12 protein-coding genes are annotated in these 15838 nt (G+C 52.0%); 8 read left to right on the top strand and 4 right to left on the bottom strand.

Features of this window, described 5'->3' with window-relative positions; genetic code table 11:
• Positions 1–5 precede the first annotated feature (5 nt).
• Complete coding sequence (rlmKL, locus tag ACJHYR_RS07015) at positions 6–2114, bottom strand: bifunctional 23S rRNA (guanine(2069)-N(7))-methyltransferase RlmK/23S rRNA (guanine(2445)-N(2))-methyltransferase RlmL (protein ID WP_059327868.1); 2109 nt, start codon at positions 2112–2114, stop codon at positions 6–8.
• Between the two features lie 243 nt (positions 2115–2357).
• Here rlmKL and ycbX point away from each other — a divergent pair, with 243 nt between their 5' ends.
• Complete coding sequence (ycbX, locus tag ACJHYR_RS07010) at positions 2358–3467, top strand: 6-N-hydroxylaminopurine resistance protein YcbX (protein ID WP_072837505.1); 1110 nt, start codon at positions 2358–2360, stop codon at positions 3465–3467.
• On the opposite strand, the gene zapC is transcribed toward ycbX, so the two are convergent.
• The gene (gene zapC, locus ACJHYR_RS07005) at positions 3464–4006 is read right to left on the bottom strand and encodes a cell division protein ZapC (RefSeq protein ID WP_001305913.1); all 543 of its coding nucleotides are present in this window, start codon (positions 4004–4006) and stop codon (positions 3464–3466) included. The two genes, ycbX and zapC, sit on opposite strands and share 4 nt — an antisense overlap.
• A 173-nt stretch (positions 4007–4179) precedes the next feature.
• Positions 4180–5190, bottom strand: a complete 1011-nt coding sequence (pyrD, locus tag ACJHYR_RS07000) for a quinone-dependent dihydroorotate dehydrogenase (protein WP_001305914.1) — start codon at positions 5188–5190, stop codon at positions 4180–4182.
• A 236-nt stretch (positions 5191–5426) separates the two neighbouring features.
• On the opposite strand from pyrD, the gene ssuE reads away from it, so the two are divergent.
• From ssuE to ssuB, 5 genes are read left to right on the top strand one after another with little or no spacing between them, the layout of a single operon-like run.
• The gene (ssuE, locus tag ACJHYR_RS06995; protein WP_001263931.1) at positions 5427–6002 is read left to right on the top strand and encodes an NADPH-dependent FMN reductase; all 576 of its coding nucleotides are present in this window, start codon (positions 5427–5429) and stop codon (positions 6000–6002) included.
• Positions 5995–6954, top strand: a complete 960-nt coding sequence (ssuA, locus tag ACJHYR_RS06990; protein ID WP_001244355.1) for an aliphatic sulfonate ABC transporter substrate-binding protein SsuA — start codon at positions 5995–5997, stop codon at positions 6952–6954. The genes ssuE and ssuA overlap by 8 nt, the downstream gene beginning before the upstream one ends.
• Positions 6951–8096, top strand: coding sequence for an FMNH2-dependent alkanesulfonate monooxygenase (gene ssuD, locus ACJHYR_RS06985; RefSeq protein WP_072837504.1), 1146 nt, complete (start codon positions 6951–6953; stop codon positions 8094–8096). The genes ssuA and ssuD overlap by 4 nt, the downstream gene beginning before the upstream one ends.
• An 11-nt stretch (positions 8097–8107) precedes the next feature.
• On the top strand, positions 8108–8899 hold the full coding sequence (ssuC, locus tag ACJHYR_RS06980; protein WP_000235189.1) for an aliphatic sulfonate ABC transporter permease SsuC: 792 nt from the start codon (positions 8108–8110) through the stop codon (positions 8897–8899).
• Positions 8896–9663, top strand: coding sequence for an aliphatic sulfonates ABC transporter ATP-binding protein (gene ssuB, locus ACJHYR_RS06975; protein WP_001090481.1), 768 nt, complete (start codon positions 8896–8898; stop codon positions 9661–9663). The genes ssuC and ssuB overlap by 4 nt, the downstream gene beginning before the upstream one ends.
• Before the next feature lie 205 nt (positions 9664–9868).
• On the opposite strand, the gene pepN is transcribed toward ssuB, so the two are convergent.
• Positions 9869–12481 carry an aminopeptidase N gene (gene pepN / locus ACJHYR_RS06970; RefSeq protein ID WP_072837503.1) on the bottom strand — a complete coding sequence of 871 codons (2613 nt, stop codon included), beginning with the start codon at positions 12479–12481 and terminating at the stop codon, positions 9869–9871.
• 265 nt (positions 12482–12746) lie between these two features.
• Here pepN and pncB point away from each other — a divergent pair, with 265 nt between their 5' ends.
• The gene (gene pncB, locus ACJHYR_RS06965; protein WP_001305916.1) at positions 12747–13949 is read left to right on the top strand and encodes a nicotinate phosphoribosyltransferase; all 1203 of its coding nucleotides are present in this window, start codon (positions 12747–12749) and stop codon (positions 13947–13949) included.
• A gap of 168 nt (positions 13950–14117) precedes the next feature.
• Complete coding sequence (gene asnS, locus ACJHYR_RS06960; protein WP_000117881.1) at positions 14118–15518, top strand: asparagine--tRNA ligase; 1401 nt, start codon at positions 14118–14120, stop codon at positions 15516–15518.
• Positions 15519–15838 lie beyond the last annotated feature (320 nt).

Raw genomic sequence — 15838 nt, 5'->3', positions numbered from 1 at the left:
TCCTTTCAGGCTGCGGTAATCAGCCAGCAGTTGTGGATCTGGCGGTTACGGGCGAAATCCTGGGAGAGCGTTTTTTGCGTAATTTCTTGTGCTTTCAGTCCCAGTTTTGCCAGTCCGTCAAGATCCATACGGAAGCCACGTTTGTTGTTTGAGAACATGATCGTCCCACCAGCACGCAGCAGACGTTTCAAATCTTTCATCAGCGCCAGATGATCGCGCTGAACATCAAACGCATCTTCCATTCGTTTTGAGTTAGAGAAGGTTGGCGGATCGATAAAGATCAGATCGAACTGTTCATTTGCCTCACGCAGCCACGCCAGGCAATCGGCCTGAATCAGGCGATGCGCACGCCCGGTTAGGCCATTCAGACGCAGGTTGCGTTCTGCCCACTCCAGATAAGTACGCGACATATCCACGGTGGTAGTGCTGCGTGCACCGCCTAATCCCGCGTGCACGGTGGCGCTGCCGGTATAAGAGAACAGGTTGAGGAAATCTTTGCCTTTGCTCATCTGACCGAGCATACGACGGGCGATACGGTGATCGAGGAACAGACCGGTATCGAGGTAATCCGTCAGGTTCACCCACAAGTGAGCGTTATATTCGGTGACTTCGAGAAACTCGCCCTTCTCGCCCAGTTTCTGGTACTGATTTTTGCCCTTCTGGCGTTCACGGGTTTTCAGCACCAGTTTGTTTGGCGCAATCCCCAGTACCGAAATGGTTGCAGCGATAATATCGAACAGACGCTGACGCGCTTTGTGCGCATCAATAGTTTTTGGCGGCGCATACTCCTGCACCACCACCCAGTCGGCATAACGATCAACGGCAACGTTATATTCCGGCAGATCGGCGTCATACAGGCGGTAACATTCAATCCCTTCCTGGTGAGCCCACTTCTCGAATTTTTTGAGGTTCTTACGCAGGCGGTTAGCGTAGTCTTCCGCTACCATCGCCGGTTTGCTGTCTGGAGTGCTTTCGGCAACGTGGTAATTTTTCTGTACGCAGTCCAGCGGGCCGTTTTTCGCCTTGTACTGTTTGTCTGCACGCAGCTGCAGGCAGCTGAGCAGATCCGGCGAGGCACTAAACAAAGAGAGATTCCAGCCACCGAACTGGTTTTTCATGATTCGGCCCAGCAGACTATGTAGCGCAATCAGCGCCGGTTCGCTGTCCAGACGTTCACCGTATGGCGGGTTGCTCAACACTGTACCGTACGGCCCTTTCGGCAGCGGATTGGTCAGTTGCGCGACATCTTTCACCTCAAAGGTGATCAGTTCACCAATCCCCGCAAGACGGGCGTTAGTGCGCGCACGTTGAATCACCCGTGCGTCGCTGTCCGAACCGTAAAAATGAGAGCTATACTCAGCCAGGCCTTTACGGGCGCGAGTTTGCGCTTCCGCTTTCACTTCCTGCCAGATAGCTTCATCATGCTGTGCCCAGCCGCTAAAGCCCCAACGCCCACGGTGCAAGCCAGGTGCGCGATCGGTCGCCAGCATCGCTGCTTCAATCAGCAACGTACCGGAACCACACATTGGATCGAGCAGCGGTGTTCCTGGCTGCCAGCCGGATCGCATCACAATCGCGGCTGCCAGGGTTTCTTTGATCGGCGCAATACCAGCACGATCGCGATAGCCACGCAGATGTAAACCATCACCACTGAGATCAAGGGCGATACTGGCAGTTTCTTTATGCAGCCAGACGTTAACGCGGATATCCGACGCATCGCGATCAACATTTGGACGCGGCAGATTTTTCCGCGTGAAAGCATCGACGATCGCGTCTTTCACTTTCATCGCACCGTACTGACTGTTGCGGATGGTGTCATTCAAACCACTGAAGTGGACAGCGAAGGTCGCACCAGGATTAAACATCTCTGTCCAGTTGATCGCCTGAACACCGAGATAGAGGTCTAAATCGCTGTAAACCTTACACTCGCCCAGCGGCAACATAATACGCGAGGCCAGGCGGCTCCACATCAGGCTCTGGTAAACAAGCCGTGTGTCGCCCTTGAAATGGACCCCACCCTGAACCACCTGGCATTCAACGGCCCCCAGGTTTTCCAGTTCAGTTTTTAACAGCTCTTCCAGCCCACGGGCCGTACTGGCAAACAGAGAATTCATATCGTCACTTTTACTCTAAGAGCCTACCGCAGTAGGCGTAATTGTTGCAGTCAGTCTGGACATGGACAGCGCGGAGAAACCGGAGCGTACACAAGTACGTGAGGATTTCGAGCACAACCCAGGGCCAAACTGACAAATAAAATAGCCTAATGGGACAGGCGCTAAGAAAATTGTTGCGCATTATAGCTAATAAGCGCGTCATGTCATAAAGTTGAGGGCTTATTTTCATTTGAGGACCGCACCGTGGCGACATTAACCCGGCTTTTTATTCATCCTGTTAAATCGATGCGCGGCATTGGTCTTACACATGCCCTGGCAGATGTCAGTGGTCTGGCCTTCGATCGCATCTTTATGATCACGGAACCTGACGGTACGTTTATTACCGCTCGCCAGTTTCCGCAAATGATACGGTTTACTCCTTCACCCGTGCATGATGGCTTGCATCTCACCGCACCAGATGGCAGTAGCGCATATGTTCGTTTTGCTGATTTCGCCACACAAGACGCACCAACCGAAGTTTGGGGCACACATTTTACCGCGCGAATTGCGCCAGACGCGATCAACAAATGGCTAAGTGGATTTTTCTCCCGCGAAGTGCAGTTGCGCTGGGTGGGGCCACAAATGACGCGGCGCGTGAAACGCCACAACACTGTACCCCTGTCATTTGCTGATGGCTATCCTTACCTTCTTGCTAACGAAGCCTCGTTACGTGATCTCCAACAACGTTGTCCGGCCAGTGTAAAAATGGAGCAATTCCGCCCCAATCTGGTGGTTTCCGGCGCGTCAGCCTGGGAAGAAGATAGTTGGAAAGTGATTCGTATTGGTGATGTGGTGTTTGATGTGGTTAAACCTTGTAGCCGCTGTATTTTCACCACCGTCAGCCCAGAAAAAGGGCAAAAACATCCGGCAGGCGAACCATTAAAAACATTGCAATCTTTCCGCACTGCCCAGGATAACGGCGATGTCGATTTTGGCCAGAATTTAATTGCCCGTAATAGCGGCGTAATTCGCGTTGGCGATGAGGTGGAAATTCTGGCAACGGCTCCGGCTAAAATTTACGGCGCAGCCGCCGCTGATGATACCGTCAACATCACGCAACAACCGGACGCAAATGTAGATATTGACTGGCAGGGACAGGCATTTCGTGGAAATAACCAGCAGGTGTTGCTGGAGCAATTAGAAAATCAGGGAATTCGTATCCCTTATTCTTGCCGCGCGGGCATTTGTGGAAGTTGCCGTGTTCAGCTTTTAGAAGGCGAAGTCACGCCGCTGAAAAAATCAGCAATGGGCGATGATGGCACCATTCTTTGCTGTAGCTGTGTACCGAAGACTGCGCTTAAGCTGACGCGTTAGACTGCCTGTTCGAGGCTGAAGCTGTCAACATTAACCTGCGGTTTCAGCCTGTCGTTCATGATTTTGATGGCGTCGCCCAGCTGCATCGCGCGACCCGCAATAACAACGCAGGGTTGTGCCAGCAGGCATAGTGCGGCATTTTCGCCAGATTCAACGACCAGCAAATTGACTTGCTCGTGAGTGTCGCTCAACCAAACGCAGGCCGCATCGCCCGGCATGGGCACCCACATTTCACCATGGGAAACAAAATGCCAGCTTTTCGGCATTTGCGGTTTGAGATAACGAATTGCTACCAGTGCATTCAGCACCAGTTCGGCTTTTTGTTCTTTAGATAAATTATAATCGCGGCATTTTTCTTCAAATGAGAAATAGAGCGCGGCGTCGTCAACGCAAAAGCCTGCGGGAGAAAAGGCATCTGGAGTCAACATTTTGCGCGCAAAACGTGAGCGAAATAGCATACCATTGGCTAAATCGAGCATCATTCGATCGTGCTCTTCATCGTAATACCAACGCCAGTTATCGTCTGGTTTAATTCGCATTTGCCTCTCCCCTACCCTATAAAACCGCAGCAACACAATCCATTGTCGCTTCGCTTAATAACCTCAACAATAAAAGTACAAAATGTCTAAATAAGCAACAGCGATGAATATAAAACAACCAGGGCTGAAAATAAAGCCCTGATTATCTTATAAAGAGGAATTCGAAGAAATAATTAGATATGGGTAACGATTTCTTTAATCAGCGGCGGACCTTTAAAAATAAAACCAGAATAAATTTGCACCAGTGAGGCCCCCGCAGCAATCTTTTCACGCGCAGCGATAACCGAGTCGATGCCGCCAACACCGATGATCGGTAAGCGACCATTTAATTCCTGTGATAAACGGCGAATAATTTCGGTGCTTTTTAACTGAAGCGGACGACCACTTAAGCCACCGGTTTGATCACAATTTTTCATTCCCTGAACCAGAGAACGATCGAGTGTGGTATTGGTTGCAATAACGCCATCAATATTATGGCGAACTAAACTATCGGCAACCTGGATCAATTCTTCTTCAGAAAGATCCGGCGCGATCTTCACTGCGATCGGCACATATTTATGGTGCATCGCTTGCAAATCATTTTGCTTATTTTTAATCGCGGTTAAGAGATCATCCAGCGCTTCGCCATATTGCAGAGTACGTAATCCCGGTGTATTCGGCGATGAAATATTGATGGCGATATATCCCGCATAAGCATAGATTTTTTCCATACAAATCAGATAGTCATCTTTACCCTGCTCCACCGGCGTATCTTTATTTTTGCCGATGTTAATACCCAGGACGCCATCATAATGGGCTTTTTTTACGTTCTCTACGAGGTTATCAACGCCAAGATTATTAAAGCCCATACGGTTGATCAAACCTTCGGCATCTACCAGACGAAAGAGACGCGGCTTGTCATTACCTGGCTGTGGACGTGGCGTGACGGTACCGATCTCGATCGATCCAAATCCCATCGCGCCTAACGCGTCAATGCACTCCCCGTCTTTATCAAGACCGGCTGCCAGACCAAGCGGATTTTTAAACGTCAGGCCCATGCAGTTAACAGGTTTCGCAGGCACTTTCTGCCGCACCAGTGCTTCAAACGGCGTTCCTGTAATACGGCGTAATTGCTGAAAAGTAAACTCATGAGCGCGCTCTGGATCGAGCTGGAAAAGGGCTTTACGAACGAAGGGGTAGTACATGAACTCTCCTGGATTCCCGGTGTGCAAACCGGGGGCGTATTATGTGCGAGTTCGGACCAAAAGGGAATTGACCTGTGGCAATAAATAGCAAACGTTTTCTTATTGCGCTTTTTTTATGCTTTTTTTGGCTTTTCTTCCTCAGATAAATCATTTCGACTCGCGGACGCCCTCTGTCAGACTGACCGAATTGTTATCAATGTTAACAAAACAAGAACAATTGGTTATAAGGAGAGAGTATGCGTGTCATCACCCTGGCGGGTAGTCCTCGCTTTCCTTCTCGTTCCAGCTCCTTGCTGGAATATGCGCGGGAAAAACTAAATGGCCTGGATGTAGAGGTTTATCACTGGAATCTGCAAAACTTCGCCCCGGAAGATCTACTTTATGCTCGTTTCGATAGTCCGGCACTCAAAACCTTCACCGAACAGCTGCAACAGGCCGATGGGCTGATTGTCGCCACGCCTGTGTATAAAGCCGCCTATTCCGGTGCGCTGAAAACCCTGCTCGACCTACTGCCAGAACGTGCGTTGCAAGGCAAAGTGGTGCTACCGCTGGCGACGGGCGGTACGGTGGCCCATCTGCTGGCGGTCGATTATGCCCTTAAGCCAGTTTTAAGTGCGCTGAAAGCCCAGGAGATCCTGCACGGCGTGTTTGCCGATGACTCACAGGTGATTGATTACCACCACAAGCCGCAGTTCACGCCAAATCTGCAAACCCGTCTTGATACCGCGCTGGAAACTTTCTGGCAGGCGCTGCACCGCCGCGATATTCAGGTTCCCGATCTTCTGTCTCTGCGAGGTAATGCCCATGCGTAACATCATTCAACTGGCGCTGGCGGGATTACTTAGCGTCTCTACGATTGCGGTTGCTGCAGAATCCTCTCCTGAAGCGTTACGTATAGGCTATCAGAAAGGCAGTATTGGTATGGTGCTGGCAAAAAGCCACCAGTTACTGGAAAAACGCTATCCGCAAACCAAAATCTCCTGGGTGGAGTTCCCCGCTGGCCCACAGATGCTGGAGGCGTTAAACGTTGGCAGTATTGATCTCGGCAGTACCGGAGATATTCCGCCAATCTTTGCCCAGGCTGCCGGGGCTGATTTGGTGTACGTGGGCGTCGAGCCGCCGAAGCCCAAAGCCGAAGTGATTCTGGTGCCAGAAAACAGCCCGATCAAAACCGTAGCCGATCTTAAAGGTCACAAAGTTGCCTTTCAGAAAGGTTCCAGCTCGCACAATCTTTTACTACGCGCACTACGCCAGGCCGGGCTTAAATTCACGGATATCCAGCCCACTTACCTGACGCCTGCCGATGCTCGCGCCGCGTTCCAGCAAGGTAACGTCGACGCATGGGCTATCTGGGATCCCTACTACTCCGCTGCATTATTACAGGGCGGCGTGCGGGTGCTAAAAGACGGTACCGATCTCAATCAAACCGGATCGTTTTATCTGGCTGCCCGTCCGTATGCAGAAAAAAACGGCGCTTTTATTCAGGGCGTACTGGCAACCTTTAGTGAGGCCGATGCGTTAACCCGCAGCCAGCGCGAGCAAAGCATCGCTTTACTGGCAAAAACGATGGGCTTACCAACGCCGGTGATTGCCTCTTATTTAGATCATCGCCCCCCTACCACCATCAAACCGGTTAACGCCGAGGTTGCCGCCTTACAGCAGCAAACGGCAGATCTGTTTTATGAAAACCGTCTGATGCCGAAAAAAGTCGATATTCGCCAGCGTATCTGGCAGCCCACTCAACTGGAAGGAAAACAATTATGAGTCTGAATATGTTCTGGTTTTTACCAACCCACGGTGACGGGCATTATCTGGGAACGGAAGAAGGTTCACGCCCGGTTGATCACGGTTATCTGCAACAAATTGCGCAAGCAGCGGATCGTCTGGGCTATACCGGCGTGCTGATCCCAACGGGGCGCTCCTGCGAAGATGCGTGGCTGGTTGCCGCGTCGATGATCCCGGTGACGCAACGGCTGAAGTTTCTTGTCGCCCTGCGTCCCAGCGTAACCTCTCCTACCGTTGCCGCCCGCCAGGCCGCCACGCTTGACCGTCTCTCGAATGGTCGTGCGTTGTTTAATCTGGTCACAGGCAGCGATCCACAAGAGCTGGCAGGCGACGGCGTGTTCCTTGATCATCGCGAGCGCTACGAAGCCTCGGCGGAATTTACCCAGGTCTGGCGGCGCTTATTGCTGGGGGAAACCGTCAATTTCAACGGTAAACATATTCATGTGCGCGGAGCCAAACTACTCTTCCCGCCGATTCAACAGCCGTATCCTCCGCTTTACTTTGGCGGATCGTCAGATGTCGCGCAGGAGCTGGCGGCAGAACAAGTAGATTTCTACCTTACCTGGGGCGAACCGCCGGAACTGGTTAAAGAGAAAATCGAACAAGTGCGGGAGAAAGCTGCCGCGCATGGACGCAAAATTCGTTTCGGTATTCGTCTGCATGTGATTGTTCGTGAAACCAGCGACGAAGCGTGGCAGGCCGCCGAGCGGTTAATCTCGCATCTTGATGATGAGACTATCGCCAAAGCACAGGCCGCATTCGCCCGGACGGATTCCGTAGGACAACAGCGGATGGCGGCGTTACATAACGGCAAGCGCGACAATCTGGAGATCAGCCCCAATTTATGGGCGGGCGTTGGCTTAGTCCGCGGCGGTGCCGGGACGGCGCTGGTGGGCGATGGTCCGACGGTCGCCGCGCGAATCAACGAATACGCTGCACTTGGCATCGACAGTTTTGTGCTTTCGGGCTACCCGCATCTGGAAGAAGCGTATCGGGTTGGCGAGTTGCTGTTCCCGCATCTGGATGTCGCCATCCCGGAAATTCCCCAGCCGCAGCCGCTGAATCCGCAAGGCGAAGCGGTGGCAAATGAATTTATCCCCCGTAAAGTCGCGCAAAGCTAAGGAACAAAATGATGGCAACGCCAGTGAAAAAGTGGTTATTGCGCGTTGCCCCCTGGTTTTTACCGGTGGGCATCGTGGCGGTGTGGCAACTGGCCTCCTCAGTTGGCTGGCTGTCGACGCGTATTTTGCCCTCACCGGAAGGGGTAGTGATGGCGTTCTGGACGCTCTCCGCCAGCGGCGAATTGTGGCAGCATCTGGCGATCAGCTCCTGGCGGGCGCTCATTGGCTTTTCAATTGGCGGATCGCTGGGCTTGATTCTGGGACTGATTAGCGGGCTGTCGCGCTGGGGAGAACGGCTGCTGGATACCTCAATTCAGATGTTGCGCAACGTGCCGCATCTGGCGCTGATCCCGCTGGTGATTTTGTGGTTTGGCATTGATGAATCCGCAAAAATCTTTCTGGTGGCGCTTGGCACGCTATTCCCCATTTATATCAACACCTGGCATGGCATCCGTAATATCGATCGCGGGCTGGTGGAGATGGCGCGTAGCTATGGATTATCCGGCATACCGCTGTTTATCCATGTGATCCTGCCTGGCGCCCTGCCCTCAATTATGGTCGGCGTGCGTTTTGCGTTGGGCCTGATGTGGCTGACACTGATCGTTGCCGAAACTATTTCTGCCAATTCCGGCATTGGTTATCTGGCGATGAATGCGCGGGAGTTTCTGCAAACGGACGTGGTGGTTGTCGCTATTATTCTTTACGCCCTGCTCGGCAAACTTGCTGACGTCAGCGCGCAGCTGTTAGAGCGCCTCTGGTTGCGCTGGAACCCGGCTTATCATTTGAAGGAGGCCACGGTATGAATACTGCTCGTCTGAACCAGGGCACACCATTGTTGCTCAATGCAGTAAGCAAACATTACGCAGAAAATATCGTCCTGAACCAACTGGATTTACATATTCCGGCAGGTCAGTTTGTGGCGGTGGTGGGCCGCAGCGGTGGTGGCAAAAGTACCTTGCTGCGCCTGCTGGCAGGTCTGGAAACGCCAACCGCTGGCGATGTGTTAGCGGGTTCCACACCGCTGGCTCAGATTCAGGAAGACACGCGAATGATGTTTCAGGATGCGCGTCTGCTGCCGTGGAAATCGGTGATTGATAACGTTGGGCTAGGCCTTCAAGGTCAGTGGCGCGATGCCGCGCGTCGGGCGCTGGCTGCGGTAGGGCTGGAGAATCGCGCGCGGGAATGGCCTGCCGCACTTTCTGGCGGGCAGAAACAGCGTGTGGCGCTGGCAAGAGCGTTGATTCATCGACCAGGTTTATTATTGCTTGATGAACCGCTCGGGGCGCTGGACGCCCTGACTCGGCTCGAGATGCAGGATTTGATTGTGTCACTTTGGCAGGAGCACGGCTTTACCGTACTGTTGGTGACGCATGATGTGAGCGAAGCGGTAGCAATGGCGGACCGGGTGTTATTAATTGAAGAGGGAAAAATTGGTCTGGATTTGACGGTGGATATCCCCCGTCCGCGCCGGTTAGGGTCGGTGCGATTAGCGGAGCTGGAAGCGGAAGTGTTGCAACGGGTGATGCAGCGTGGGCACTCTGAACAACCGATTCGGCGTCATGGTTAATATGCCGGATGTGGCGCACAAAACCAGCAGTTTCAACGGATTGTAGGCCTGATAAGACGCGTCAAGCGTCGCATCAGGCATTTGGGCACGGCTGCCGGATGCGGCGTGAACGCCTTATCCAGCCTACAAAACCAGCATTTTCAACGGACTTGTAGGCCTGATAAGACGCGTCAAGCGTCGCATCCGGCATTTTGGCTCAAAAGTATCAAGCCAGTGCTTTAGTTATCTTCTCGTACAGATCGCCAGAGAGATTTTCCAGCCCTTTCAACTGTTCCAGCGCCGCGCGCATTTTCTCCTGACGTTTGGCATCATAACGTTTCAGGCGAATCAGCGGCTCAATCAGGCGCGAAGCCACCTGCGGGTTACGGCTGTTGAGGTCGGTAAGCATTTCCACCAGGAACTGGTAACCGCTGCCATCTTCAGCATGGAACGCTGCCGGGTTGCTGCCCGCAAACGCGCCAATCAACGAACGAATACGGTTCGGGTTGCTCATGGTAAATGAGCGATGCTGCAACAGGCCACGCACCGTCTCCAGCACATTCGCCGCCGGGCTGGTGGCTTGCAGGATAAACCATTTATCCATCACCAGACCATCCTGATGCCACTTGTCGTCGTATTCCTGCATCAGCGCGTCACGGCAAGGCAGCTGTGCAGCAACCGCCGCAGAAAGCGCTGCCAGCGCATCGGTCATATTGTTTGCTTCATGGTATTGCTTGCTCACCAGCACGTCAGCCAGATGCGTTTCACCAAAAGCAAGGAAGCGCAGGCAGGCATTACGCAGAGTGCGTTTTGCAATATCTTCATGCTCAACACGGTACTCGCTCTGGTAATTCGCGTTGTAAATAGCCAGTAGCTCATCCGCCAGTTCAGTCGCCAGAGTACGAGTGAGTGCTTCGCGTACTTCAGCAATAGCAATCGGGTCGATGATATCGAACAGTTCTGCCATTTCATTGACGGAAGGCAGCGTCAGGATTTCTGCCGCCAGTGCCGGATCAATCTTCTCATCAAGCAGTACCGCGCGGAAAGCATCAGCCACATGCACCGGCAGAGACAGCGGCTGCCCTTGCTGATGACGGGCGACGTTGAGCTTGATGTAGGTTGCCAGCAGGCTTTGCGCCGCATCCCAGCGGGAGAAATCATTACGCGCATGACGCATCAGGAAGGTCAGTTGCTGATCGCTCCACTTATATTCCAGTTTCACTGGCGCAGAGAATTCGCACAACAGCGCAGGCACCGGCTGGAAGTAGACATTATCAAAAACAAAGGTCTGTTCAGCCTGGGTGACGTTCAGCACCGAATTCACCGGATGACCGCCTTTCTGCAACGGGATCACTTTGCCTTCGTTGTCATACAATTCGATGGCAAACGGAATATGCAGCGGCTGTTTTTCTTCCTGATCCGGCGTGGCTGGCGTGCGCTGGCTGATGGTCAGGGTGTACTGCTCGGTTTCCGGATTGTAGTCGTCTTTGACGGTCACAACCGGCGTACCGGACTGGCTGTACCAACGGCGGAAATGGGAGAGATCGACATTTGACGCATCTTCCATTGCCTGAACAAAATCGTCGCAGGTTGCCGCGCTGCCATCATGGCGCTCGAAATAGAGCTGCATCCCTTTCTGGAAGTTTTCTTCGCCCAGCAGGGTGTGGATCATGCGAATCACTTCCGCGCCCTTCTCGTAAACGGTCAGGGTGTAGAAGTTGTTCATCTCAATGACCATATCCGGGCGGATCGGGTGCGCCATCGGGCTGGCGTCTTCCGCAAACTGCAATCCGCGCATGGTACGCACGTTGTTGATACGGTTTACCGCGCGAGAACCAAGGTCAGAGCTGAATTCCTGATCGCGGAAGACGGTTAAACCTTCTTTCAGGCTGAGCTGGAACCAGTCGCGGCAGGTCACTCGGTTACCGGTCCAGTTATGGAAATATTCATGGCCGATAACGCGTTCAATATCGAGGTAATCTTTGTCGGTGGCGGTATCGGTGCGGGCCAGCACATATTTGGAGTTAAAGATATTCAGACCCTTATTCTCCATTGCGCCCATATTGAAGAAATCCACCGCGACGATCATATAGATGTCGAGGTCATACTCCAGGCCGAAGCGCTCTTCATCCCATTTCATTGAGTTTTTCAGCGAGGTCATCGCCCACGGCGCGCGATCAAGGTTGCCGCGATCGACGTACAGCTCCAGTGCTACTTCGCGACCAGAACGCGTGGTAAAGGTGTCGCGCAGTACATCAAAGTCGCCTGCCACCAGCGCAAACAGGTAGCATGGTTTCGGGAACGGGTCCTGCCACTGTACCCAGTGACGTCCGTTTTCCAGTTCGCCTTGCGCAACGCGGTTACCGTTGGAAAGCAGGAAGGGATATTTGGTTTTATCGGCAATAATTTTGGTGGTAAAACGCGCCAGTACGTCCGGGCGGTCAAGATAATACGTAATATGGCGGAAACCTTCGGCTTCACACTGAGTGCAAAGCGCATCGCCTGACTGATAAAGCCCTTCCAGCGCGGTATTCGTCGCCGGGCTAATTTCATTAACGATCTTAAGCGTAAAACGCTCCGGCAAATTACTGATGACCAGTGCGCCCTCTTCTTCTTTCCAGGCGGTCCACGGCTCATCATTAATATGAACAGAAACCAGTTTAAGATCTTCGCCATCAAGACGAAGCGGAGCATCTGATGCACCATGACGGACAGCCTGGCTGACCGCGGTAACGACCGTCTTTTGCGCGTCCAGGTCAAAGGTCAAGTCAATATCAGTAATCTGGTAATCCGGCGCACGATAATCGTGACGGTATTTGGCTTGTGGCTGTTGAGTCATAAATAACCTTTAGCATCTTTGATAGAGTCTGGTGTTCAGTCTATTCCTGTTGCGTAAATCGCGCTATGCAGAATCTTCATCTTTTCAGGTACAAACGCCTTTATTGCTACATTTTTATAACATACACCGCGTAATGCCATCGACCAGAAAGGTGGCATATGGTGTGATCGGGGTTCAATAAATTGCGAAACAAGGTATACTCCAGCAGTTCCTGAAGATGTTTATTGTACTAAACGCTCCTGTACGAGGACGCTACTGCGCACCTATGACACAATTCGCTTCTCCTGTTCTGCACTCGTTGCTGGATACAGATGCTTATAAGTTGCATATGCAGCAAGCCGTGTTTCATCACTATTACGATGTGCATGTCGCGGCGGAGTTTCGTTGCCGAGGTGACGATCTGCTGGGTATTTATGCCGATGCTATTCGTGAACAGGTTCAGGCGATGCAGCACCTGCGCCTGCAGGATGATGAATATCAATGGCTCTCAGCCCTGCCTTTCTTTAAGGCCGACTATCTTAACTGGCTACGCGAGTTCCGCTTTAACCCGGAACAAGTCACCGTGTCCAACGATAATGGCAAGCTGGATATTCGTTTAAGCGGCCCGTGGCGTGAAGTCATCCTCTGGGAAGTTCCTTTGCTGGCGGTTATCAGTGAAATGGTACATCGCTATCGCTCACCGCAGGCCGACGTTGCGCAAGCCCTCGACACGCTGGAAAGCAAATTAGCCGATTTCTCGGCATTAACCGCCGGTCTTGATATGTCGCGCTTCCATCTGATGGATTTTGGCACCCGCCGACGTTTTTCTCGTGAAGTACAAGAAACCATCGTGAAACGTCTGCAACAGGAATCCTGGTTCGTGGGCACCAGCAACTACGATCTGGCGCGTCGGCTTTCCCTCACGCCAATGGGAACACAAGCACACGAATGGTTCCAGGCGCATCAGCAAATCAGTCCGGATCTTGCCAACAGCCAGCGAGCTGCACTTGCTGCCTGGCTGGAAGAATATCCCGACCAACTTGGCATTGCATTAACCGACTGCATCACTATGGATGCTTTCCTGCGTGATTTCGGTGTCGAGTTCGCCAGTCGCTATCAGGGCCTGCGTCATGACTCCGGCGACCCGGTTGAATGGGGTGAAAAAGCCATTGCACATTATGAGAAGCTGGGAATTGATCCACAGAGTAAAACGCTGGTTTTCTCTGACAATCTGGATTTACGCAAAGCGGTTGAGCTATACCGCCACTTCTCTTCCCGCGTGCAATTAAGTTTTGGTATTGGGACTCGCCTGACCTGCGATATCCCCCAGGTAAAACCCCTGAATATTGTCATTAAGTTGGTAGAGTGTAACGGTAAACCGGTGGCGAAACTTTCTGACAGCCCTGGCAAAACTATCTGCCACGATAAAGCGTTTGTTCGGGCGCTGCGCAAAGCGTTCGACCTTCCGCATATTAAAAAAGCCAGTTAATATCATCAGGGAGCTAATCGGCTCCCTTTTTTTACCTTTAATTCCGAAATCTTTCGCTGCATTTGCGAATTCTGCTTGTCTGATTGCAGATGCCAGGTAACATAGGTATCCCCCCATTTACGGGTGGACAAGTGTTTATTTTTTCCGACTATTAACAGAGAGAATATTATGAGCGTTGTGCCTGTAGCCGACGTACTCCAGGGCCGCGTAGCCGTTGACAGCGAAGTCACCGTGCGCGGATGGGTACGTACCCGCCGAGATTCAAAAGCTGGCATCTCCTTCCTCGCCGTTTATGACGGTTCCTGCTTTGATCCTGTACAGGCTGTCATCAATAATTCTCTGCCCAATTACAATGAAGACGTCCTGCGTCTGACCACCGGTTGCTCGGTCATTGTGACGGGTAAAGTCGTGGCATCGCCGGGCCAGGGGCAACAATTTGAAATTCAGGCCAGCAAGGTTGAAGTTGCTGGTTGGGTTGAAGATCCAGACACTTACCCGATGGCGGCAAAACGCCACAGCATTGAGTATCTGCGTGAAGTCGCTCACCTGCGTCCGCGCACAAACCTGATTGGTGCCGTCGCGCGCGTTCGCCATACGCTGGCGCAGGCGCTGCATCGCTTCTTTAACGAGCAGGGATTCTTCTGGGTTTCAACGCCACTGATTACTGCGTCTGATACCGAAGGGGCTGGCGAAATGTTCCGCGTTTCTACGCTGGATCTGGAAAACCTGCCGCGTAACGATCAGGGCAAAGTGGATTTCGACAAAGACTTCTTTGGTAAAGAGTCTTTCCTGACCGTATCTGGCCAGTTGAACGGCGAAACCTACGCTTGCGCATTGTCCAAAATTTATACCTTCGGCCCGACTTTCCGTGCTGAAAACTCCAACACCAGCCGTCACCTGGCGGAATTCTGGATGCTGGAGCCGGAAGTGGCGTTTGCTAACCTGAACGATATCGCGGGTCTGGCTGAAGCCATGCTGAAATATGTCTTCAAAGCGGTTCTCGAAGAACGCGCTGACGACATGAAATTCTTCGCTGAACGCGTAGATAAAGATGCCGTTTCACGTCTGGAACGCTTCATTGAAGCCGATTTTGCGCAGGTGGATTACACCGACGCAGTGACTATTCTCGAAAACTGCGGCAGGAAGTTTGAAAACCCAGTTTACTGGGGCGTTGATCTCTCTTCTGAGCATGAGCGTTATCTGGCGGAAGAACACTTTAAAGCACCGGTAGTGGTTAAAAACTATCCGAAAGATATTAAAGCGTTCTATATGCGCCTTAACGAAGACGGTAAAACCGTTGCGGCTATGGACGTTCTGGCTCCGGGCATCGGTGAGATCATTGGTGGCTCCCAGCGTGAAGAACGTCTGGACGTGCTGGACGAGCGTATGCTGGAAATGGGCCTGAATAAAGAAGATTACTGGTGGTATCGCGATCTGCGTCGCTACGGTACTGTTCCGCATTCCGGTTTCGGTCTTGGTTTTGAACGCCTGATTGCTTACGTAACTGGTGTGCAAAACGTGCGTGATGTGATTCCGTTCCCACGTACTCCGCGTAACGCCAGCTTCTAATTTAGCGTCTTCAAGAGCCAGCACCCGCTGGCTCTTTTTTTATCCTTTCTGTCAAGTTATCTGTTTGTTAAGTCAAGCAATCTATTTGCAACCCCGCCATAACGATCATCCTGTTACGGAATATTACATTGCAACATTTACGCACAAAAAATAACCCGCATTCTTATTGCGGATTAGTTTTTTCTTAGCTGATAGCACAATTTTCATACTATTTTTTGGCATTCTGGATGTCTGAAAGAGGATTTTGTGCCAGGTCGATAAAGTTTCCATCAGAAACAAAATTTCCGTTTAGTTAATTTAAATATAAGGAAATCATATAA

This window comes from Escherichia sp. WS1450 (assembly GCF_046487395.1).
GTDB lineage: Bacteria > Pseudomonadota > Gammaproteobacteria > Enterobacterales > Enterobacteriaceae > Escherichia > Escherichia coli.
Note: the sequence above shows the minus strand (reverse complement) of the source record. Positions and strands in the feature narration are given on the sequence as shown.